Genomic DNA, 23543 nt, shown 5'->3' with positions numbered 1-23543 from the left:
AATGTTTAAAAAATCACTTATTGCTGTGTTAATCTCAATTTCTTTTGTTTCTGTTAGCTATTCTTCAGGGATACCTGTTGTTGACCTGGCTTCAATTGCAAAGACTGTTGAAGAAGGGCTTACTCGCGCTCAAGAAGCGGCACAGCAATATCAGCAACTTAAACGCGAGTATGAACAGAGCGTGAAGTATGCCGAAGACCAAAAGAAGCGGCTCGAAGGATTTACGAATTTTAATTCTGGTTTTGATACAGCTTCAAGCTATATGAAGCAGCAGTTGAACGATCTGACAGACACAAAACAATATGATGTTGACTCTGAGTTAGATAAATTTGGATTAAATAGCAGTGATTCAATAAAGGCTCGTCTTGAAGGGGCAGCAGCAAAAGTCAAATTTTTTGATGCTTATAATATTGAGCTAAAAGACCGAGCTACTAAGTTAGAAAGCTTGCAGGCAAAATTTAACGAGGCAACAACACCGCAACAAAAGGCTGACCTTACAAATCAACTGCAAACTGAACAAATAAATATGCAATACTTCATGAAGCAAAATGAACTTGCAGAAAAACAAATGGAACAGCAGGATAAATTAAGGCAGGAGCAACTTAGAAAACAATGGATGGAGCAGCACTCATATAAAGGAACAAACTAATGGGGCTTGCATCTGAATTTGTTAACCAGACAAAACTTCTTGTAATGGATGCAGTCGCTAATAACTTTTCAGTGGTTGCTGTTTCTATACGACCTGTATTCGCTGCCGGGTTTCTACTCTATTGTTGTATAATAGCTTGGATGATTATATACAGTAATAGAGAAATTATTGTAAACGAAGTTATAAAAAACATCTTGGTTTTTACATTAATCGGCGCTTTTATTTGGACTGCGCCATATTATCAACAGTGGGTTGTTCCATTTGTTATGGACTCCGGCCCAGAAGTATCCGCGAAATTAATGGGGAGTGGTAATGCGGCGTTGAGTGTTGATGAAACATGGGAGAAAATTGCTACCTCTATGGAGGATTTTAAAACCAGATCTATTGATACTTTGGGTTGGGATATTGGCCCTCTAATTGCTACATATTTAATTTATGGTATTGGCTATGCAGGTGGTGCAATTCTTGTTGCTTATACTACCTTGTTCCTTTGTGTTGCAACATTTATGACGGGCATTCTACTTTCAATTGGCAGTGTGTTTATCTGTTTTGCAGGTTTTCCAGCTACGCGAGGAATGTTTACTTCATGGTGTGGACATTGCTTAAATTACATTTTACTTAATGTTTTTTATTCAATTTCATTTACATTTGTGCTGGGTCTAATTGGTAAATACACAGCCTTAGATCCATCATCTGTGAGTTTCATGGACGCTGTAACACTCTTACTTGTTGTTGTTATCTGCGTTGGAATGGTTGAACAAGTTGCGGTTCTTTGCTCGTCCCTAACTGGCGGTGTCGGCATTAACGGACTTGTTCCTGGGGTGAGTTCGTTTGCTCGTGCTGCTGGATTGTCTAAGGCGGCTGCTTCAATGCGTGATAAAGCTCCTGGTGCCATTGGTGGCGCACTCAAACGTGGAGGGGCTGCTTTGGCTAATAAATTTAGAAATAACGTTAAAGGAGGGTGACGATGTTAAATTATTTCCAAAGAACTAAAGAAGAGGCAGAAAAAACAAAAGTAGAGTCAAAAAAGGAAACGGAAAATTACTTTTCTGCAATAAGAGATTTTGAACGTGACCGTATTTCTTTGATAAATGGGAAGGTGAAGTTCTTTCAGGTCGTTTCTTTTCTTTGTATGGTTGTTATAGCAATACAGGCAGGTGCGTTAGCTTTAATGTCACCGTTGAAAACTGCTGTTCCTGTTATGCTACGGGTTGATAACAACACTGGCTATACTGATGCTGTTTCACCTTTAAGTAATGCACAAGAATCTTATGGTGAGGTGGTCAATAAATATTTTCTCTCGCAATATGTTGTAAATTATGAAAGTTATGATTGGCAAACTATCCAGGCTATGAATGACACAGTAAATCTGATGTCAGACAGTAAAACGTTTTCTCAGTACAGGACACAAATTACAGCAGATAATTCTCCTTTGAATTTATTGAAGCAAAACAACAAAATTAAGGTTCGCGTTAAGTCAGTTACTTTTCTAAAGCCTGAGATTGCGCAGATTCGTTTTGATAAAGCTGTTCTTAACACGGACGGTACTCTGTCGGCTGATTTCAGCCAAACATCCTGGGTAGCAACCGTTGCTTTTGATTACCAGCGTAAAATCAAAACTGAAGGTGAGCGCTTGTTAAACCCCCTCGGTTTTCAGGCTTTGAGCTACAGGGTCGATCCGGAGGCTATAAAATAATGCGCAAACTTGTTCTGGCCTTACTTATCTCCAGCGCTGTATCAACCACTTCTAACGCTGCTACGTTTGCTAGCGGTTCATCATACGATGCCAGGATGCAAACGGTGATGTACAACCCGGACGATGTTGTGAAAGTGCGCGTAAAGCCGGGTACGGTTTCTGTTGTTCAGGTCAGTAGTGATGAAAAAATTGAAGATGTAGGGTTGGGCGATCCTGGTGCATGGAATGTATCGGTCAGAAACAACATAATATTTTTTCGGCCTGCTTCTGAAGATAATCCTGATACAAATGTCGTCGTAGTTACAGATAAACGCGCTTATACCTTATTTCTCACATCGGTAAAAACAAATCCAACTTTTGTTTTAAAATTTGAATATCCGAAACCTAAGCCAATATTGTTTGATAACAACAAGATTCCTTGCACCGATGGTGGTGTTGTAAATGGACGTTATCAGGTTCAAGGCGATGAATCAGTCAAGCCTAACAAAATTTGGGATGATGGCAGGTTTACATGTTTTACCTGGGAAAATAGTAAAACAATGCCAGTTGTTTACCGTGTTGATTCTGACGGTAATGAAAATCTTGTTAATAACAGTATGGAGAAGAATGTCATGGTTGTTCATGATGTTTCTCCCGAGTTTTTACTACGAAATGGTAATCAGGTTATGCGTGTAAAAACCTCTTCTGTCGTTAAGCGTTTATACGATAAAAAAGGGACGACAACCGGGCAGATAAGAACGGAGAAAATTACTGATGAGTAATGGAAGGGTGGAGGTAGGAAACAGAGAAAAGCTTGATATAACAGCAGCAGTCGTTAATAAAAAAATTATCATTGTTAGTTTTGTCATATTTTTCCTCGTTGTTGCTGCAATTGGAACTGCCTTTATTCTCACAAGAAAAAAGGAAACGGCTCAGACTGGTCTTACAAAAAACCCAACTAATAGCGAGGCGTTACAGGCTAAAACGTCCACTAATAGTTCCCTCGACGCAATGAAGCAATTAATTATAGATAAGGAGAATGCGGCTAAACGCGCAAAGGAAAAGAAAGATGCTGAAGACGAAAAACTTCGGCTTGCAAAAGAGAATCAGGAGCAGGAATCCCAAAATAATGCAGGAAAAAATGCTAGTGCTGATACAGGCCAGGCTCAAACCTTTCGGGCTGACAATCGGCAGGATTCAGGAGATAAAAATGCGCCATTGCCAAAAGCACAGCGGATTTTGATTGGTGAGACACTGGTAAAAATTGACAAAACTAATGAAGGAGGAAGCACAGATAAAGATTATCTGCAAGGTGGTGAATATGCTGATGGTGTTGCCAGTTTCGTTAATAAACGTCGTTATCTGCTTTCTGCGGGAACTAGCTTAAGCTGCCTGCTCAAAACAAAAATCATCACATCATATCCTGCTATTACCCTTTGTCAGATGGCCCGTGATGTGTATTCCGATGACGGTAAAACGCTTCTTGTTCGTAAAGGGGCATTGCTCACTGGTGAACAGAAGAAAGCGATCACTCAAGGAGTTGCTCGTGTCTTCGTTAACTGGACAACTATTAAGGACGGTAACGTGAAAATACGTGTAGATGGCCTGGGTACAGATAGTCTTGGGGCTGCTGGTCTGCCTGCCTGGATAGACTCTCATTTTTGGGAGCGGTTCGGAAACTCTCTTTTGCTTTCCCTCATAGGTGACACTATGGACTCAGTTAAAAATATGACTCAGCGTAATAGTGGTAATCAGGGATCAATCACATACGACAATACGAGCGATGCCTCACAGCAACAAGCGGCAATCGCATTGCAGAACAGCATCAACATTGCGCCAACGGGTTACATCAACCAGGGGACGGTTATTTCAATCATAGTGCCGCGCAACATTGATTTCTCATCCGTTTATGAGGTGAATTGATGGAAGATAATTCTGATATAGCGCGGTTGTATCTGGACAAGACAGGTATTCAGGCTCTGCTGAACCGGGAGGGGTTAACAGAAGTTGCTATCAATCAACCTGGCAGGATTTGGTATGAGGGCAGTGAAGGGTGGCAGTTTGTTGAGGAACCAGCAGCGAGTTTTGAGAACCTTAAGCACCTTGCAGAAAGTCTGTCCACTTACTCTAACCTTCCTCAGTTAAACCAGGCTAACCCCATTGCTTCTGTGATCCTCCCTGATGGTGAAAGGGGCCAAATTATTATGCCGCCAGCTACGGAACCCGGCTGTATTGCGATTTCAATACGTAAGCCATCCCTTCAGCGTTTTTCTATTGCCGATTACGTTAATTCTGGGCGATTTGACAATGTACGAATCGCCCAAAAGCAAACGGTAGAGCTTTCGGACACGCAGAAGAAATTGTATGAACTCTATCAAAAAGGCGATCCCCATAGTCTTGAAAGGTTTATATACGAGGCTGTTAGAGAAAGACTTAATTTTCTGATTGTAGGGGGGACGGGGTCAGGTAAGACAACAATAGCAAAAGCTGTTGCTGATATATTTCCACCCGAAAGGCGATATGCCACTATTGAAGATGTTCATGAAATGCAATTGCCTAATCATCCTAACCACATTCACCTGTTTTATAAAAAGGGAGTTATTACAGCAAAAACAATTATTGAAGCATGTATGCGCCTCAAACCAGATCACATCTTCCTAGCTGAACTTCGCGGGGATGAAGCTTGGAGTTACCTGGAAGCGTTAAATACAGGTCATGAAGGGTCTATCTCAACCATTCACGCGAACAATACCTATGCTTCATTCTCACGCCTTGCAAGCATCGTTAAGCAGTCAGACGTGGGTATGACTGTTGATATGGAATTGATTATGCGAACTATAAAAACATCGGTTGATGTGATTCTGTTTTTTAATCATACGCGCATGACGGAAATTTATTTCGAACCTCAAGAGAAAAACAAATTACTAAATGAAATGTAATTTTCTTTTATCAGGTAAATAAATCATGAAAAAGATTGTTGGTATATCGTCAATACTATTATTGATGCTTCTTGCTTCGGTTGTTGGTGGTAATTATTTAGGTGGTTATGCAGCATTAAAGTATTCAGGTTTAAATGTGGATTCACTCAGCGTGAACACATTCTATGAAGTAATAAGTAATTACGGTAGTAATCCGTCCTACAAGACGCTAGTTGGTATGACATGGGTTGGGTTTGGTACTCCAGTCGTCGTTTTTATGGTGTTCTGTGTTTTTATATTATTAAACCTTAAGCCTGAGAAAGTTATCTATGGTAATTCGCGCCTCGCTACCGATATGGATTTAGAAAAGTCGGGTTTTTTTCCAACCCTGAAGCAATCTAAGAAACATAAGTACCCGCCTATTCTTATAGGTAAAATGAATAAAGGCAGATTTAAAGGCCAGTATATTTATTATTATGGTCAACAGTTTTTAATGCTTTATGCCCCAACACGATCCGGTAAAGGGGTGGGTATCGTTATCCCCAATTGCCTAAACTATCCCGAAAGCCTGGTAGTCCTCGATATTAAACTTGAAAACTGGTTCCTGTCGTCAGGCTACCGTAAGAAGGTATTGGGACAGGAGTGCTATCTGTTTTGCCCTGCCGGGTATGTGGAGAATGAGGAAAGGGCTAGGGCTGGGGAGTACCGTTCTCATCGCTGGAATCCAATGGATTATGTTAGCCGTGATGCACTCCAGCGTCAGACGGACTTACGTAAGATTGCTTCCGTTCTGTATCCTCTCAGCGGTGGTGATAACGATGTATGGAACACGTCAGCTATGAACCTGTTTATAGGTCTTGCACTCTATCTCCTTGATAAAGAGCATGAGGTACAGGAAAACCTGACAGTTTCAATTGCTAAGGTTTTGAAATCAGCAACGCCTGGCGGTGATCTTGCAGCCTGGATGCGTAAGACTCTCGCAAAGGATGCTGCTGTTAGCACAGAAACCCGAGATTATTTCGAAATCTTTATGGCTGCACCTGATAAGACGCGCGGCAGTATCATGAGTAACTTTACCAATGGTCTTGATATTTTCGCTAACCCAGTAACGGCTGCGGCAACAAGTGCCAGTGATTTTGATATTCGCCGTTTAAGAAAGGAGAAGATGTCTGTTTATCTTGGTCTTACGCCGGATAGCCTTGTAACTCACAAAAAGCTGGTCAATCTTTTCTTCTCTATGATTGTTAACGAAAACACCAAAGAACTGCCTGAGCAAAACCCGGAGTTGAAATATCAGGTTGTGCTATTAGAGGATGAGTTTACGAGCATGGGGCGAGTAGAGATTATTCAAAAATCCATTGCTTACACTGCTGGTTTTAATCTGCGTTATGTTTTCATTTTGCAGAACAAAGGGCAGATGGAAGATGATAAGCTATATGGAAAAGAGGGTACGGAAACGTTTATCAAAAACTGTGCGGTAGAAATTGTGTATCCACCGAGGGATGTTGATGACACAGTTAATGAAATATCAGAACGATGTGGTGTTTACGACCATAAAATAAAAAGAAAATCGAAGTCTGATAACCGTGGAAGTGCCGGAGGATCTAACTCAATAAGCCACGATGTTATTTCTCGTGCTGTTTTATTGCCTGATGAGATAGTGTCTCTTGGGAAAATAAAGAATCAAAGTGAAACAATGAAGGTGAGAGAAATAATTCTTAGTGAAGTCTGCTATCCATTTATCGCAGATAAAATAGTCTATTTTGAAGATCCTGTTTTTATGGGACGTGTAAAAATAGCTAAGGAAAACCGGATAGAAATTCCTCTTCTTTTCAATTCATAAAACTTTAAGGTTATGCCATGAATAAATTAAATACGCTAGTGATAGCATTGGTTTTGCTATCACCGTTATCGGCAAGCGCCAGTGATTATGTTATGAGTGACTACAACTCAGATGAAAAACAGGTGCAATCTGTAGACTCTGGTGATCCTTGCGTAGTCGTTCTCTGTATGTATGGAAAAGTAACAGGTAATAGCGGAGGCGGCGAGTGTAGTTCTCCAGAGAAAAATTTCTTCAAAATCACTAAAAAGAAGAAAGGCTCATTTTCACCAAATCGTACATCTGATGCACGTAAGGCATTTATCAGTCAATGTGATACAGCAGGGAAAGACACAATCGACAAAATAATTAGCAAATATGGTAAGGTTAAATTCTGAATTTCATTAACCTAAAATAAGTCATTATTTTACCGTTTTAATAACGTGATTCTGGAAATATATGAAGAAAATAATACTTGCCGCTATGTCTGCGGGTATCCTTTCTGGCTGTAGTTCAGCACCGCCGCTCGCAACTCCCAAAGGGGAGTTTGTCGATATGAATACAGATATCACTTCCCTTTTACCGCACTCTGAACCAGTTTATACCGGAGCAAAAATAGCGAATGTTACTAGTCCATCGTTAGTTATTACTGGCGCTAAAACGGGTAATAAGAACGTTCTGGTAAGCGGTAATAGTGAAGCTGATAAAAAAGTTGTTCCTCATTCAGGATTGTTACAAACAGCTAAACCGATTGACAAAACAAATATTCAAGATCTACCCGCCTCCCTTAAAGGTTTTGATACTCCTGTAGTAACAGTTGCAGCAAATACCACGCGAAAATCCAATGCAGTTGAAAAGGTAAAATCAACATCGACTATCCCGGACGTTGGCAAAAATCCATTTAGAGGAAGCGAACCTGTTAAACCATTAACAGCGGATGATCATAAATCAGTCGTACCAGTGTCCCCGGTAAAAACTATTCCTGTTATGAAAGTTTGGAAAATCAAAAAAGGAACAACATTAATTAACGGTTTCACTGAATGGATGGCGAAAGAAAAATGTCCGTCAGGAAATGGAGAGTGGAAACTCCAACGTCTGACTGATACTGATTATCCGATTGATTATACGCTTACTTTTACCGGGAAAAATTTTGAAGATGTAACCACACAGCTTTTCGATTTATATCGAAGATCACAGGCTCCGCTTTATGTTAGCGGGTATCGTAATCAGTGCCTTATCGTTATTAGTGACAAAAAGTGAGAATATGAAAAATAAATCATTAACCTTAGTGGCAACTGCATTATTACTTTCTGGTTGCGCAGTTCAACGTATGAATGAAGTTCAAAAAACTGCGGAAGATACTGGAGTTAAGGCTTCGTCATTAATTCAGCAGATGGGTGACAACTATCCGGTAGTTCAGTTTCAGAACAGTCAATACATAAATGCAGTGCCACTGCCAAAGCCAAAATTTGAAGCGCCGTCCCAGGTAGTTAACTGCCAGGTTACGTACAAGACAGTAAGACCACAGGATATTTTTCAGTTCAGCCAGGATATTAGTGAACAGTGCCGTATCCGAATTCGAGTCACCCCGGATGCTGCAACTTACCTTAGTTCCGGGGCTGAGGATGGTTCTAGTACGCAACGTATGACCACTATTCCATCGCCTGTTATGGGCAACAATGATATGAAGCCTCTTGCCATGTTTGGCGCAGAGGCGAACGGCAACAGTGGTGCAGCAGTAAGCGGCGTGGCGCGAACTATTTCTGATGTTAGCTACTCCGGTGGATTGGGAGGGCTTTTGGATCTGGTTTCTGGTCGTCTTGGTATTTCGTGGAAATACGACAGCGGCAATATTTTGTTCTATTACCTCGAAACAAAGCGTTTCGATATTCAGCCAGCCGACGCAAAGTATGACCTTACAGGAACAGTTACAAGTGGACTCTCCAACGCAACAGGCACAGATAGCGGTAGCGGCGGCGGTACGTCCAGTTCCGGGGTATCTGGTTCTGGCGGGTCTACAATGTCATCGACAGTGGCGATGGGCAACAACCTGTATAAAGACCTCAAAGACACCGTACAGAGCATGTTAACACCCGGTGTGGGTCGGCTCAGCCTTAACGCAACCACAGGTACGTTGATGATTACAGACGTTCCTGATGTTGTCAGTCGGGTGGGGGAATATCTTGACGATGAAAACAGCACTTTAAGCCGCCAGGTGATCCTGAAGGTTGTGACCTATACAGTCAATACAGACGTAAACGATATGGTCGGAATTGACTGGAATCTGGTCTGGAAATCACTGAATGGTAATTATGGTATCAAACTGGCTAACACTAGTAGTGGCGTTTCCAGTGATGCAATTTCAGGTGGTTTTAATGTCCTTGATACCGCAACAGGTTCCGCTGCTCAGTTTGCTGGCTCATCTTTCTTACTCAATGCACTATCAAAACAGGCACAAGTTTCAGACGTTAAAACCAGTACGATCATGACTACTAATATGGCTGCTGCGCCAGTGCTTGTTGGTCAGCAAACTACCTATCTGAAGGATGTAACAACAACGGCATATGCGACAGGTGACGCAACAGTGCCATCACAATCGCTAACTCCGGGCAGCGTGACCACAGGAACGAACATAACTATTCTCCCCAAAATCTTGAAAGACTCTGATCGTCTGATGCTGAACATGTTCATGGATATTTCCAGTCTTAAGCAGATTCGCGTTATCACGTCCGACACTCAGAAAATCGAAGCACCTGATATTGATACCCGCTCTTTGCAACAGCGCGTCTGGTTGAAGCCTGGACAAACACTGGTCATGTCTGGTTTTGAGCAAAACACGGATAACTCAGACCGTCAGGGCGTGGGTTCCCCTAACAATATTTTGTTTGGCGGGGCATTGTCCGGGACGAAAACAAAACAGAGTTTTGTTATTACGGTGACTCCATATGTACGGTAAAAATAAGTCAAATCGAGATAAATTAGAAAGTCCGGTTAACGAAAAATCTATTCGTATATTAACAATAAATAAAAATCGTTTTGTAGTGGGTCTTGAATGGGAAACTATTAAGGCTCACCGAAAGGTGATGCAGGAAGTTCGTAAGATTGGTAAGGCGCGAAATCTTGATGTTGTGGCTATTCGTAAAGCTGAAGCTATTCAGGCCGGGTTTGCTCCAAAATCTAAGCAGAAGTTGCGAGGCGCTTATTCACTTATCATATCGTTGGCTTCACTGCTAGAAGGAAGCTGTATTGCAGTAATTCCTCTTGGTCTTAATGATGAGGGTGAGGAAGAATATACCCTTGTAGGTCGTACTGAAAAAGGTGCGATTCATTCCATTTCAGATACAATTTATCCTGAGTCGAAAATTAAACAGGTCGTTCTCGACTTAAAACAAGATTTAAGAGGAAGTAAACAGAACACGGAAATTCCTGTGTATGGCGATAGAGATAAATTTTCATGGATTACTGAATCTCTGGATTTAAATGAAATACTTAAAGCCAGCAATATCAGGAAAGAGTTTCGTCTTAAGCCTCTTCAATGGGGCATGACAAAGAATCAGTTAATTGGTTTTGCAGCCACGTTGATGATGTCGAGCGTGGTTGTGTTTTTTATTCTGGATCATCTTGATGAGCAGGAAAGGATTAAAAGAGTTGCTATTCAGAATATGCTGATGAAGCAGGAGGAAATTAACAGGAATGCCAGATACCAAGCTGCTTTAGATAAACTAAAACATCCCTGGATTTCAACATCATCAATTCCTGTTTTTTTAGCGGGATGTGAAGAGGGTTTGAAAAAATTAGACCTGTCTAAAAAAGGATGGACGCCAGCGACAATAAAATGCAGTCAAGGCGGTTTAGATGTTAACTACAACAGACCGGACAATTCAGCAGTAACAGCAGAAGAGTTTGTTAAAGCGGTTCAGGAAACTTTTGGTACTGTACCAGCTTTTAGTATCACACAAACTAATGTGTCGGCTTTCTTTGTTGAAAATACACTGCCTCCAAATGGTGACGATCCATTCCAGGGTATGGGCGAGCAGTTGTTAAAAATCGTTTCTTTATTTCAGTCGGTAAATATTCCTGCTGCACTCACCGAAGTAACAATTAAAGATGTCAAAAAGAATGATGAGGGGGAAGATCTGCCACTGCAAGACTGGCAGGAATACACATTTGATGTTGAAACTAATGTACCGCCTCAGCTTGTGTTCAAAGAGGGTGAGTTTATCGGGATGAGGCTTAATAGCATCATCTATGAAGTCGCGCAGGATCAGGGTTCTATCGTTTATAAAATTTCGGGGTCAGTATATGGGAAACGTGTTGTTAAGCCATAAAAGCATTGTCCTGGCTTTTGCCTTAATTTCTTTTGGTGTTTACGCCGAAAGCGGAACAGTATGGGATTTGGATAATATGCAAAAACAACGGGTTTTGTATGAAGCCAAAGCAGCGCTCAACAAAGCCAAAGCAGAAGCCGAAAGCCGGGAGTATGGTATTTCCGTTCCGGTAAATCCATCCATGAGCAGCGGGGGGCAGGAAGTTACCGCACCCGCCGGGGATGTGCTTCCTCAACTGGTAAAAATCAATGGCCGCAATGCGGTCATTAGTATGGCTGACGGGAACACAACATCTGTGGCTGCTGGCCAACTTTTACCTGGCGGAAGATGGCAGGTGCTTAGTGTCGGTTTAGGTGGGGTAAAGGTGAAAAACATTGCCACACAGCGAACACAAATAATTAATTAGGTAAAGAATGTGTTCGTAAATTTTTGAATGACGGTTTTGTAAATCAGGAAACATTTATGGAATATTCTGAGCGTACACATAGTCTCGTAAACATATCTCAGTATTTAAATGGAATAAATATTCCCACTGAAATAACCGATAACGTGCGTCTCCTTAAAGATAATAATGAAGGTGACTATAAGCTTTTTGTCTTATCTCAGTTTGATAGTAACCCATATTATTTTGATTTTAAGAAATTTCTAAATAAAAAAGAAATTTTCCCTCAGACAATCTGGGTTAGCCGTGAAGAGTTAGCAGATGTTTCAAATGCTTTTGACGCTTCAACTTCTACATCGTCCGAGGCAAACACACCCACGCAGAATAAAGTTATATCAATTATTAAACACGCAGTTGAATTACGTGCTTCTGATATTCATTTCAGAATAGATTCAACGTATTTTCAGGTTTCATTCCGTATTGATGGCATGAAACGCCCCATGAAGATGTTTGGTGACTCTGCCGATAAAGGACGGTTGTTGGTGAACACTCTATACAATTCTATGTGTACAGAGCAAAGCACGCCAACTTTGAGTGCTACAGAGTCCAGTGATGCCCGACTGAAGGAAGAGTTTGTTTCTGAGTTCGGACTGAGCACAGGACGTTTTGCCAGCCGTCCAGGAAACTCAGATACGTTGTTAGCCGTCGTTCGACTGATCACGAAGCGAAAGCAGCAACTTGAATTAGAAGAACTCGGCTTAACGAAGAAACAAGCGTCAGCAATCAGGAGAACACTTTCTAAGCCATCAGGGGCTATCTTCTCCAGTGGGCCAACGGGACATGGTAAGTCTACGCTTTCTCAATGCATGGCTGAAAGCGTTACTCGCGATGATTCTGGAATTAACTTGGTGACTGTTGAAGATCCAATTGAATCTCCTATCCGTGGGGCTGTGCAAACACCGCTTATCCTTGCCGACCGCAGTGACCGGGAGCTAATGGGTAAAGCGTGGGGTAAAGCAATATCAAACCTTATGCGACTCGATCCTGATTTCATCTACATCGGGGAAGTCAGGGACAGCACATCAGCAACAGGCGTTATTGAGGCCGCGCAAACGGGTCATAATGTGATAACGACTATTCACACTAGCCATCCTATTGACATTATTCAGCGTTTGCGTCGTTTTGGTGTTGACCAGGATTTGCTGACTGATGCAACGCTAATTACATGCCTTATTGGTCTGCGACTCACTCCGCTGCTGTGTCCACATTGCAAACGGTCTTATGACAGAAATAAAGGTGAAATTGAAGAAGAACTGAGGGAACTTATTGGTAAGCATACTGAATCTCATAACGCATATCTTATTAATGAGGCTGGTTGTGATCTGTGTGATGGAACTGGCATAAAGGGGCGTACAGGAGTTTTTGAAGTAATAGAAACGGATTATTCATTTATGTCTCTTTATGAGCAGAAAGGGAAATTTGCAGCATGGAAACACTGGCGTGAAAACGGTGGTGAAACGTTATGCGAAAATATCACGCTGCTTATTAATCAGGGTAAGGTCGATCCTGTTATTGCCCACAAAAAGATTTGTAACCTGGACAGAGACGAAAAATTTAATGAATAACTTTGAACGTTATATTTATAAACGAACGTTCAGCGCAACAGACCGAATAGAGCTATATGATGATTTCAGGCAGTATCTTCTTGACGGTCTTAGCGTACTGGCAACGTTCGATAAACTAATCGACAACTATACCAGAAGAGGAAGAAACCCTGGAAACCCAATAGGCCAAATTCTCAGTGAATGCAGACAAAACGTCATGGCTGGTTTTTCACTTGCTGACTCGCTAAGGGAATGGATTCCCGATCAGGAGTTAAGCATTATCGAATCATGTGATGTAGCGGGTAGAGTCGCAGATGGATTTCTTAACGCTGTGTTTATTGCCGAAGGTACAGAAAAAATACTTAGTTCTATAAAGTCATCGTTAATGATAATGACGTATATGTTTTCTTTGGCGTTCAGTATAGTTGTTATGTTTTGTGTGTTGCTCGTGCCTGTTTTAAAGCAAAGTATCCCATTGGAAAAGTGGAATGCGCTTCAGTTGGGGGTTTGGTACTTTTATGTGGTTGTCACTGAATACTGGTGGGTGATTTTTATTATTATTACAGTTTTAAGTATTCTTATCTTCAAATCACTTTCCAGATGGTCAGGTAATATAAGATTTGCGTTTGACAAGTTTCCTCCATATTCAATTTATAAACGTCTAAATGGCGCGACGTTTATTTTGAATGTGAATGCAATGCTTTCCGCAGGTATACCAATGGAAACCGCCATAAATAATATGGTTCACTCTTGTGAATCACGGTGGATGCTTGAACGACTGGAAGCAATACTCGGGGCCATTGAGGAAGGTGAGGAGAACTTAGGTTCGGCGTTGGATGTAATAGGGTATGAGTTTCCCGGTGATGCCGCCATCATTAAGATGAAAAGTCTTTTTGAAACATCCAATTCAGAGGGGTCTTTAAAGCGTTTTGCCGGGAAGTGGCTCGACAAAACAGTTTCATCCGTTGAAAAAACAGGAGAACTACTTAGGTTATTAGGATATTTCGGCTGTGCAGGTTCAATCGGGTTATTAATTTTAATTATGTCTGACTTAATACAACAAGCATTTTTTCACTAAGGATAAATCATGAAAGCTGTAAATATGAAACGTGGTATCGCGAACATTACCGATTCTGTATCTTCACTTGGCATTATGTTAGTTTTGATTGCGGCGGTGATGGCATTGGTATATTTAGGTTATTCAAAGTTTTATGCGACGAATGAAGTAACTGTTATCAGTAACCTCATTAATGAAACCAAAAACATGAGAGCAAGCAGTGGCTATGGCTCTTCAGATTATAACCAGGCGCTCATTAATGCAGGCGCTTTACCTAGTACTGTTGCTTACTCAGGTAGTACGATTAACAACCGTTCTGGTGGCACAATTACAGTTAAAGGTGCGGGTGTTGGTTTTACTGTTACTGATACAATGTTGTCTAATAAAGACTGTATTAACCTTGCTCAAAAGCTGGGCACTTCAGAAATGGCATCTACTAAAATTAACTCCCAATCATTCACTGGCGAAGTTACTGCTGTAATGGCTACATCAGCCTGCACGACTGATAGTAATACAGTAGTCTTTGCCACCAAATCCTAATAATAACCTCAACTAAATGCCCCGAAAGGGGCATTTATCAGGCAATGAAATGAATAAGCTAAATGACTTGGATTTTATTGATTTAATTCTTGGTAATGACTATTCGGAGATTAAAGGGCTTAAAGGTGCTGCATCATTTCTTTCTGAACTACCTGCTTCACTTATTGAGGATGCTAACAACCTGAAGGATAAATGCACAAAAATTTATCATGAATCAGGTAAGACTGAATTTTCCTTACGATACGGGGATCGCGTTTATAGAATTACTGTCTTGAGCAGTGCCTTTGATGGGGTGAGCTTTGTTATACGGCAAACACCCGAGCATGTAGTTGATTTTAGCGAGATAGCCTTTACAACTGACATACGGCAATCCATTGAGTTAGAAGGCGCAACGGGATTATGCCTGATTGCCGGAAAAATGGGGTGTGGCAAGACGACAACGGCAGCGTCCGTTCTGAAGCGCCGTATCGAGACAACCGGAGGTTTGGGTGTATCAATTGAAGATCCTATTGAAACACTGCTTAATGGTCGTCACGGCGCTGGGCGGTGTATGCAAATGGAAGTCGGGCAGCATGAGTCCTATTCCTCAGCTACCAAGAAAGCCTGGCGAACGGGGGCTTCCTGTTTGTTACTGGGTGAAATTCGTGATAGTCAAACAGCTCATGAAGTCCTCAAGGCTTCATTAACAATGTTTGTCGTGTCTACTATTCATGCTTCCTCAATATTTGATGCGATTGATCGATACGTGATGTTTTGCGAAGAGGTTAATTCTAATGCAAAACAGAATATTGCTAATACGCTCTATATTATTGCTCATCAAACAATGAGTTCAGCTATTAGGAATAATGAAATTATTGGGCGAAATATTGATATTAGTGCTTTCAACCTGGTTCATCATACTCAGCGCGATTCAATCAGGTCAAAGATTATCCAGGGCAATTACAAAGCTCTTGCAGATGATTTTAATCGTCCGAGTTATAATTTAAAAGGGGTGTAATCATGAAGAAAGGTGTTGCACAAATAAGTGATGCAGTCTCAGCTATCGGTATATTTCTTATGGTACTTGCAGTTATTGTGATACCAATGACTAACTGGATTATGGATCAGTCAAGAGCTACGGTTGCAGCTTCGCAAGCTAAACGTGTTCAGAGGGCCGTTAATCTCTATATTAAAGATAATCACGCTACGATTGCTGCGACAGCAACATCAACCACGCCTTATATATTCGGCGTAACTGAACTTATCAAGGCAGGATACTTGCCTCCGGGATTTTCCTCTCAGAATGGATTTTCTGCGACATACCAGACACGAGTGTTTGAACCCACGTCCAATAAACTAAATTCAATGACCTTCTTAAATGGGGGGGTAAAGCTATCAAAAAGCTTGGCTCGGAAGATTGCTATAGGAATTGGTGCTGATGGCGGCATTATCGATAATGGAGTTGCTCAGGGAGCTTTAGGTAGTTGGACTATGAATCTTTCATCCTTCGGTGGATATAATCCTGGGGATGGGCATGTTGTAATCGCTGGATTCTATGATGAAGGTGTCAAAGTTAATGACTATCTTTATCGTAAAGTCGTGCCGGGGCATCCAGAACTTAACACCATGAGTACATCACTCAATATGGGAAAAAACAACATTGCAAATGCTGCAACTACAACAACCGTTACATTAAATGCCACTAATGCTAATGCTACCAATGTGAATGCTACAAACGTAAAAGCAACAAATGTTAATGGTACGAACATAAATTCACAAACGACTAGGACAACAGGGGAAACGTATACCGGTGGATGGTTCAGAACAACCGGTAATACAGGTTGGTATAGCGAAAAGTGGGGGGGAGGCTTTCATATGACAGACAATACCTGGATTCGCGCATATGGAGGCAAATCCATATATTCAGATGGGCAGATTCAATCTAAAGGTCGTTTAACGGCTGGTGAGTATTTACAGATTAATGGTGCTGCGGTTGCAGGGGGAAATTGCCCTGGTAACAAGCTTGTCGCAACTGATGCGTCCGGCGCAGTTCTATCCTGCCGTTCCGGTGTGTGGCGAGCTGCGGGAGGCAAGGTCAAAACCACACAAGTTTCAACCATCGGTTATCTGGGTAAATTCGATTTTTGCGCTGTGAGTCGGGTAGGTAATGCGGAAGACGGTCATTACTGTCAGGTGTATGAAAATCCAGTTGGTTCCGGGCAATGGTATAAAAATGAGCACAAGACAGGCTGCATAGCTTCATGTTTTTCTTTCCATTAATAAAAATGTTCATCCGGTGACTGGCGCTCCCCAAGCCATATAAATGAATCCATTAATGTGATATTTTAACGGGGTAGGTATGAAATCATTACTTGTTGTAGCTCTATGTATTTTAGTGATCACTGTATATCAGAACTCTATAAATACTACTAGCTCATACAATGATTTATTGAGACTAAATAAGGCATCGTTATTTCTAAATTACACATCGGCATTTGATGATTATTATTTATCTAACGCGAGTGCAGTTGGAGATGTAACTAGTAAGGTTGTAGTTCCTGTATGGCTTCCTAAGGAGGCTTCTATAAAAATGTATGTCAATAATGGATATGGCTATGTCTATATGCCAACTGCAAGTGGTGTTTTCTCGGAGATAATGAAATCAACTGACAATAGTGCGCTTGTGGGTATTAGTGATAATTCTGTTATTAAAACTAATTCTGGAACAATAACAAAACCAGCATTCATCCCTTCGGGCTATATTGTTTATATGAGGTAGCAATGATTGTATCTATATGTGTGCTACTTATGTTTTCGTATTTCCTTTCTTCTGTGTTACCTTTTGTGTATGTAAATCAGAAAAAAAAAGTGATCGAGAACTGCATTGATTTAACTAATGAAAATGATGAAGTAAGTCGCTTTCCATTTATTTCTTTAGTTATGTTTTCACTTGTGGCGTTAATTTATTATCTGTCTTCAGATTTATTGCTTATGGCATTTTGCTTTTGTCTGGCTATAGCGGCCTATACAGATGCATGTAAACGATGGATTCCAGATTTTATAATTTATCTATTGCTTGCTATTTCAATATATTCGCTACACTCAAAAGTTTTATTGCTGTCTTTATTTTCATTGTCATTTTATATAACTCCAGTTGTGTTACTAAGTATTTACGGTTATGTCGTAAAGAAAGAGTCATGGATAGCGTCTGGTGATTATTATGTGTTCCCGTCAATCGGTTTAATGCTCTCGCCTGAGTATGCAGCGGGAACTATGTTAGCTACGCTGGCTATTATGTTGGTATTAATGAGATGGATTAAACAGATTCCTCTTATCACGGTAGCGTATTTCACCTTCACAGGATTCAACATATGCTTACTATCAGGGTATTTATAATTCACCTGTTATTTATATCATTTTCCAGTTTTGCAGATTCCCCACCTTTAGCAGGAAGTTACAGACAATGCTTTACGCAGGCATCTGAACGTTTTCAGATTGATCACCGATTACTTATTGCGATTGCAGAAGTGGAAAGTAGTATGAATCCGAAAGCAATAGGGATTAACAAGCGTGGCGGTAAGGTTGTTAGTGAGGATGTGGGTTTAATGCAAATAAATTCGTCATGGTTTCCGATGCTTAATGGAATGGGCATTACGCGCAAGGATTTACTTGATAACCCATGTCAGAACATATACGTAGGGGCATGGATTCTGGCAAAAAATATTTCATCGAATGGCGTAAATTGGGAGTCTGTTGGTGCTTATAATGCCGGATTTAAAGGGGTCAATGCGCCAATCCGTATGAAATACGCTAAAAAAGTATATGCAAGGTATCTTGCTTTAACCGGACGTGGGTAATAAATAAAATGAGGTTATTTTAAATGAAAGAATCTGATAAGAAACTGTTTAAAGAGAGTGTTGATGATGAGCAACAAATCAAGAGTTCTTTTCTTGATATCATTCAAACGCATGTCGTCAATATTCACAATAAAGACTGGCAGTCTTTTGTAATACAGGCTAAAGAAGGTCAAATTGTTGATGAACAGTTTGAATCATCACGATGTAATATTGAGGTGCTGTCAAGGCAAGAATTTGTAAAAAACAACTTGTCTGATTCATTTGTAAATGAGTTATATGTTAAACCAATAACCAGATATGCAGAGGTAATAGGCGAAATTGATAATCATCCAGTATGGTTTAATAATGATGGGTTGTATATATACTGGAATAGGGAAACAAAATATCTTCTTGAAAGCTGGCTAACATTCCCCGCCTATCCTTATCACTGGTAAGTTAAGGGAGTTGTATGAATTTCAGTAATATAGGCAATGTTCAGGCTGCTAAAGTATTCCAAAATGATATTGAACGCCTTAAAGAAGAGAACGCAATTTTGGAAAGATTATTTCATGACCTTAAGTTGGCAAAAGCCAAAATGATGAAAAATCATATATCAATGGCGCTAATGGAATGATTTAAGTCTGAAAAAAATCTTAGAGTTCTGTTTTTAAACGATTATTAGTTATTTTTAGTGTACATAAGGACTAAACGTATGCGTCTTTTTATTGCAGAAAAACCATCATTAGCAAAAGCGATTTTCGAAGGGTTGGGGGGGAATCCTGAGACAGAAAAGAAAAACGGTTATTTTCAATGTGGGCAGGATATCGTTACCTGGTGTGTAGGACATATGTTGGAATTGTACGATCCTCAAGATTACGATGATAAATACAGCAAGTGGAACTTTTCAGATTTACCAATCAAAACAGTATTTCCTCCAAAACTGAAAATTAAAAAACAGACGGCTGCTCAGACGAACATTGTTCTTTCATTGATTAAGGAGGCTTCTACGATTGTTCATGCAGGTGATCCTGACGAAGAAGGGTGCTTGCTCGTTGATGAACTTCTTGATTACTGCGGCAATAAAAAGCCAGTAGAGCGTTTGCTGGTTGTCGATCTTAACCTTGCTCCAGTTCAAAAGGCGCTGGCAAATATGCAGCCTAATGCTAATTTTCGTGGCATGACTAATAGCGCATTGGCGAGGTCTGTATGCGATCAGGGATTCGGGTATAACCTGACGCGGGGATTCACCCTCAAAGGCCGCGAAAAAGGGTTTGAGGGTGTTCTAAATGTAGGTCGTGTTCAGAGTGCTACGCTGGGGCTGATCAATGCAAGAACGCTTGCTAATCAAAACCACACGGTTAGCTATTACTATGATGTTTATGGCAGCATTTTCATTAAAGGTCATACGGTTAAAGCAAAATACCAGGTGGTTGATACCGATCAGGTTGATGATAAGAAGCGCCTGATTTCAGAGGCGCATGTGAAGCACATAGCGGAGCGGATTAAAGGCAAGAAGGCGGTTGTTACAGTTGTGACAACGAAGCCAGAGAATACTGCGCCGCCGATGCCACTTGATTTAGGCTCGCTTCAGATTATTTGCGCAAAAAAATACGGATACAGCGCTAAAGAAACGCTAGAAATTCTACAGAGCCTTTATGAAACGCATAAGCTGGTCAGCTATCCGCGAACAAACTGCCGCTATCTGTCTGATGAACATTATTATCAAGCGCCAGATATTGTTAAAGCTATTGGGCAAACTTTTCCTGAATTGCTTAGTGCAGTAAATGGTATTAATAAAGACCAGAAACATAAGGCTTTTAACTCTAAAAAAATTGAAGGTGAAGCACACCATGCACTTATTCCTTCTCAAAAAAATGGTGCAAATATTCGCCTTACCCCAAAGGAACGGAATGTATATAATCTCATTGCTATCAGTTTTACGGCGTTGTTCTACGCTGATTCTGTAAGGAACAAGACTAAAGTACACTTTGACGTCGATAAAGACACGTTCACGGCAACTCAGAGCGTCTTGATCTGTAAAGGTTGGGAGGTCTTGGGGAAAAACCAGGTTAACGATGATGAAGATAATTTCGATGCTGAGGAAGTTACCGGGCTAGATTTATCTACTCTGAAATTCAGTGACACAGGTAATTGCGAGTCGTCAAATTTTGATAAAAAGAAGACAGAGCCACCTAAATATTTTACAGAGTCAACTCTTATTGCTGCTATGAAAAATGCAGGTCGATTTGTTAAAGATCCGGCGCTGCGTAAAGCGCTAGAAGAAAAAGAGGGAGGGGGAACGTTAGGCACAGAGGCAACAAGGGCTGGTATACTCGAAAAACTTTCTGCTAATACTGGATTGGTCACGATTGAAAAGATAAAGGGTTACTCAGAAGCTATCTGGAAGACAACAAAACAAGGTCAGGAGTTATGTGAGAAATTTCCTGATGAAATTACTCAGCCTGATATTTCTGCTATTTGGGCAGAAAAGCAGGCATTGATAAAGTCAGGGGGAATGCCAGTTTCCGAATTTATCAATTATAATGATGAGTACATAAAAGGTATCATCGATGATTTATTCAAAAACGGATTGAATATCTCCGCTAATACTTATGCCTGCCCCGATTGTCAAAAACCGATGCGAAAGATTAAAGGGGTGAATGGTGAGTTTTGGGCTTGCTCAGGGTTCAGAGCCGATCCGCAATGTAAGAAAACCCTTCCTGATTATAAAGGTGAGCCTGATTTCGGTGGGAAGGGGAAAGCCGCTTTGGAGGCTAAAAAAGCGAAAGATGCTAAAGCAACAACCTGCCCCAACTGCCAGAAGCGGTTGAAGCGTATGAAAAGCAAAAAGGCGGAAGGAGAATTTTATTGGGCTTGCGAAGGTGTCTTTGATAAGTCATGTGTGTCGTTTTTTACCGATGTAAAAGGTAAACCAGAACTGAAAAAGAAAGCTGAAGCCAAGAAAAAAAGTTGATCTAGCCCTTGCACTTACTAACTTGACTAGACAGAATCGTTCCTCATGCATTCCTACTCAGTGCATGAGGTGCTTTGTTTAGGATGAACGTCTTCACAGATGGTTTCTAAAAATGTGCTTTTATGTATAGAACACGCTTTGTAAGGAGATTATTATTCTATTGGCAGTTGTGATTACTGCTATATTCAAGTGATTAGGCACAATTGGTAGATTAACGGAACATAAAAACTAAACTCACAAAATAAGAGGATTCCTCCTAATGAGTAGTGATGTACGTCATGATGCGGTTACGGCAGTGCTTTCAAACATCCGTTCTTTAAGGGCTTATGCACGCGAAGTAGATTTCGAGTTTTTACGTGATGCTGCTGAAAAGATTCAGGCAGTTCTTGCTGAACGCGAGGACGATTACAAGGAAGAACAACGTAAAAAACAGGATGAATTGGATAATCTTGAAAAAGTAAAAAAATACATGATGGAACTTGGGTTAGATCCTGCTCTGCTGACTTCTTCAGTAGAGAGTGTTTCTCCTAAGAATTCTGGTAAAAACTATCGTCCAGTTGTTCCTCCGAAGTATCGTATTCAAGATGGCGAGGGCAATGAGCATGAATGGTCTGGTCGTGGTAAAGCGCCAGCAGTGTTTAAAGCAGCGTTTGATGCCGGAAAAAAGAAAGAAGATTTCCTGATTGACAAAGCAGCAGAGTAAAGAATACCAATCCCCGGTCTGGTTGATAACCAGATCGGGTTAAACTCATATCTCATTATCGAACATCAAAACATGTTTTTTGAACGTGTTTTCTGAACTATAGGCGTGTTTTTTTTCTTATTTAATTGTATTGTACAATACAATTAATGCAAAGTTATTATAGTGGATGGAATGACTAAACCAGCAATCAAAGCATACACCGAGCTACAGCAGGCATATGACTACTTCAACACCGTGTTGTTTGACCAATCTTTACCTGATCTGCTGCTAACCCTCCAGCGCGGCAAAAATACCTTTGGCTATTTCGCACCGGAACGGTTCACTGGAGAATCCAACCTTTCTGAATTGGCAATGAATCCTGACTATTTCGGTGGGCGGTCGCTGGCAGATACACTGTCAACGCTGGCACATGAAATGGTTCATGTATGGCAACACTACACGCCAGCGAAAAAATGCCGTGGTGGATACCATGATCGCGTATGGGGGGCCAAAATGGAGGAAATTGGGCTAATGCCATCGAATACAGGGCAACCAGGAGGAAAGCGCACAGGCCAGCAAATGACTCACTACATCATACGGGGAGGTCGGTTTCAGACTGCGGTTTACGACCTTCTGAAAAATGGATTCTCAATTTCTTGGTACGATAAATGGTCTGCGGGGCAAGTTGTTGCCGCCAAAGCTAACGCTGATATTTTAGATGACTGGCTAAGGGTGACAGATAAAGATGATGAAGAACTTATCCATAAACTCACTAAAACGATTAGTCAGGGTACAATTGACGTTGATGATAGTGACAATGAAAATAGGCTGACGATTAATATTCGTCCTCCTATTAAAGGAACGGGCACTCGCGCGAAGTTTTCTTGTCCTGATTGTGGTCTTAATGCCTGGGCAAAGCCATCGGCTAATTTGATTTGTGGTGACTGTGACAGTGAATTGGTTATTGAAGAGTGAGTATTGCTGAAAGTTCAACTGAACAGCTCTAAGGTATGATTAGGCCGCAATTGCGCTGAGGAATCCCCAGTAATGGGCGGGTAAAAAAAGACAGGCATAGAGTTTTGTGATCTACTGATTTGTGC

At 40.9% G+C, this 23543-nt stretch carries 25 protein-coding genes; all 25 read left to right on the top strand.

Annotation, left to right across the window (positions count from 1 at the left end):
- The first annotated feature begins 1 nt into the window (after position 1).
- The 25 genes from CJP72_RS18550 to CJP72_RS18430 all read left to right on the top strand — a co-directional run bounded on the left by CJP72_RS18550 (position 2) and on the right by CJP72_RS18430 (position 23418).
- Positions 2-649 carry a type IV secretion system protein gene (locus CJP72_RS18550; protein ID WP_162382810.1) on the top strand — a complete coding sequence of 216 codons (648 nt, stop codon included), beginning with the start codon at positions 2-4 and terminating at the stop codon, positions 647-649.
- A complete protein-coding gene (locus CJP72_RS18545) occupies positions 649-1614 on the top strand; it encodes a type IV secretion system protein (protein WP_162382809.1) in 966 nt (321 codons plus the stop codon). Before CJP72_RS18550 ends, CJP72_RS18545 begins: the two co-directional genes overlap by 1 nt.
- A gap of 2 nt (positions 1615-1616) precedes the next feature.
- Positions 1617-2345, top strand: a complete 729-nt coding sequence (locus tag CJP72_RS18540) for a virB8 family protein (protein ID WP_162382808.1) — start codon at positions 1617-1619, stop codon at positions 2343-2345.
- Positions 2345-3106 carry a TrbG/VirB9 family P-type conjugative transfer protein gene (locus tag CJP72_RS18535; RefSeq protein WP_162382807.1) on the top strand — a complete coding sequence of 254 codons (762 nt, stop codon included), beginning with the start codon at positions 2345-2347 and terminating at the stop codon, positions 3104-3106. The genes CJP72_RS18540 and CJP72_RS18535 overlap by 1 nt, the downstream gene beginning before the upstream one ends.
- A complete protein-coding gene (locus CJP72_RS18530; RefSeq protein ID WP_193568780.1) occupies positions 3099-4247 on the top strand; it encodes a TrbI/VirB10 family protein in 1149 nt (382 codons plus the stop codon). Before CJP72_RS18535 ends, CJP72_RS18530 begins: the two co-directional genes overlap by 8 nt.
- On the top strand, positions 4247-5263 hold the full coding sequence (gene virB11, locus CJP72_RS18525; protein WP_162382806.1) for a P-type DNA transfer ATPase VirB11: 1017 nt from the start codon (positions 4247-4249) through the stop codon (positions 5261-5263). The genes CJP72_RS18530 and virB11 overlap by 1 nt, the downstream gene beginning before the upstream one ends.
- 25 nt (positions 5264-5288) lie before the next feature.
- Positions 5289-7085, top strand: a complete 1797-nt coding sequence (locus CJP72_RS18520; RefSeq protein ID WP_162382805.1) for a type IV secretory system conjugative DNA transfer family protein — start codon at positions 5289-5291, stop codon at positions 7083-7085.
- 17 nt (positions 7086-7102) lie between these two features.
- The gene (locus CJP72_RS18515) at positions 7103-7459 is read left to right on the top strand and encodes a TrbM/KikA/MpfK family conjugal transfer protein (protein ID WP_162382804.1); all 357 of its coding nucleotides are present in this window, start codon (positions 7103-7105) and stop codon (positions 7457-7459) included.
- Positions 7460-7520: 61 nt separating this feature from the next.
- Positions 7521-8321, top strand: a complete 801-nt coding sequence (locus CJP72_RS18510) for a TcpQ domain-containing protein (RefSeq protein WP_162382803.1) — start codon at positions 7521-7523, stop codon at positions 8319-8321.
- Positions 8269-10017 carry a PilN family type IVB pilus formation outer membrane protein gene (gene pilN / locus CJP72_RS18505; RefSeq protein ID WP_238340109.1) on the top strand — a complete coding sequence of 583 codons (1749 nt, stop codon included), beginning with the start codon at positions 8269-8271 and terminating at the stop codon, positions 10015-10017. Before CJP72_RS18510 ends, pilN begins: the two co-directional genes overlap by 53 nt.
- Positions 10007-11389 (top strand): type 4b pilus protein PilO2, encoded by a 1383-nt coding sequence (pilO2, locus tag CJP72_RS18500; protein ID WP_162382802.1) that lies wholly within the window; start codon positions 10007-10009, stop codon positions 11387-11389. Before pilN ends, pilO2 begins: the two co-directional genes overlap by 11 nt.
- On the top strand, positions 11364-11795 hold the full coding sequence (gene pilP / locus CJP72_RS18495; protein WP_162382801.1) for a type IV pilus biogenesis protein PilP: 432 nt from the start codon (positions 11364-11366) through the stop codon (positions 11793-11795). The genes pilO2 and pilP overlap by 26 nt, the downstream gene beginning before the upstream one ends.
- A gap of 56 nt (positions 11796-11851) precedes the next feature.
- Complete coding sequence (locus CJP72_RS18490; RefSeq protein WP_162382800.1) at positions 11852-13396, top strand: GspE/PulE family protein; 1545 nt, start codon at positions 11852-11854, stop codon at positions 13394-13396.
- The gene (locus CJP72_RS18485) at positions 13389-14453 is read left to right on the top strand and encodes a conjugal transfer protein (protein WP_162382799.1); all 1065 of its coding nucleotides are present in this window, start codon (positions 13389-13391) and stop codon (positions 14451-14453) included. Before CJP72_RS18490 ends, CJP72_RS18485 begins: the two co-directional genes overlap by 8 nt.
- Positions 14454-14462: 9 nt before the next feature.
- Complete coding sequence (locus tag CJP72_RS18480) at positions 14463-14972, top strand: type 4 pilus major pilin (protein ID WP_162382798.1); 510 nt, start codon at positions 14463-14465, stop codon at positions 14970-14972.
- 49 nt (positions 14973-15021) lie between these two features.
- Complete coding sequence (locus CJP72_RS18475) at positions 15022-15969, top strand: ATPase, T2SS/T4P/T4SS family (protein WP_162382797.1); 948 nt, start codon at positions 15022-15024, stop codon at positions 15967-15969.
- Between the two features lie 2 nt (positions 15970-15971).
- Positions 15972-17231, top strand: a complete 1260-nt coding sequence (gene pilV / locus CJP72_RS18470) for a shufflon system plasmid conjugative transfer pilus tip adhesin PilV (protein WP_162382796.1) — start codon at positions 15972-15974, stop codon at positions 17229-17231.
- A gap of 79 nt (positions 17232-17310) precedes the next feature.
- On the top strand, positions 17311-17730 hold the full coding sequence (gene pilM, locus CJP72_RS18465) for a type IV pilus biogenesis protein PilM (protein ID WP_162382795.1): 420 nt from the start codon (positions 17311-17313) through the stop codon (positions 17728-17730).
- 89 nt (positions 17731-17819) lie between these two features.
- Entirely contained in the window at positions 17820-18347 is a 528-nt protein-coding gene (locus CJP72_RS18460) for a prepilin peptidase (protein WP_162382794.1), read from the top strand.
- The gene (locus CJP72_RS18455; RefSeq protein ID WP_162382793.1) at positions 18323-18808 is read left to right on the top strand and encodes a lytic transglycosylase domain-containing protein; all 486 of its coding nucleotides are present in this window, start codon (positions 18323-18325) and stop codon (positions 18806-18808) included. The genes CJP72_RS18460 and CJP72_RS18455 overlap by 25 nt, the downstream gene beginning before the upstream one ends.
- A gap of 23 nt (positions 18809-18831) precedes the next feature.
- On the top strand, positions 18832-19242 hold the full coding sequence (locus CJP72_RS18450; RefSeq protein ID WP_162382792.1) for a hypothetical protein: 411 nt from the start codon (positions 18832-18834) through the stop codon (positions 19240-19242).
- Between the two features lie 14 nt (positions 19243-19256).
- Positions 19257-19421, top strand: a complete 165-nt coding sequence (locus tag CJP72_RS18445; RefSeq protein WP_162382791.1) for a hypothetical protein — start codon at positions 19257-19259, stop codon at positions 19419-19421.
- A 78-nt stretch (positions 19422-19499) separates the two neighbouring features.
- Entirely contained in the window at positions 19500-21761 is a 2262-nt protein-coding gene (topB, locus tag CJP72_RS18440; RefSeq protein WP_162382790.1) for a DNA topoisomerase III, read from the top strand.
- A gap of 259 nt (positions 21762-22020) precedes the next feature.
- Complete coding sequence (locus tag CJP72_RS18435; RefSeq protein WP_162382789.1) at positions 22021-22464, top strand: H-NS family histone-like protein; 444 nt, start codon at positions 22021-22023, stop codon at positions 22462-22464.
- 171 nt (positions 22465-22635) lie between these two features.
- Entirely contained in the window at positions 22636-23418 is a 783-nt protein-coding gene (locus CJP72_RS18430; protein ID WP_162382788.1) for a SprT-like domain-containing protein, read from the top strand.
- Positions 23419-23543 lie beyond the last annotated feature (125 nt).

Source organism: Citrobacter sp. NCU1, assembly GCF_010231475.1.
In the GTDB taxonomy this organism is placed as follows: Bacteria; Pseudomonadota; Gammaproteobacteria; order Enterobacterales; family Enterobacteriaceae; genus Citrobacter_D.
Note: the sequence above shows the minus strand (reverse complement) of the source record. Positions and strands in the feature narration are given on the sequence as shown.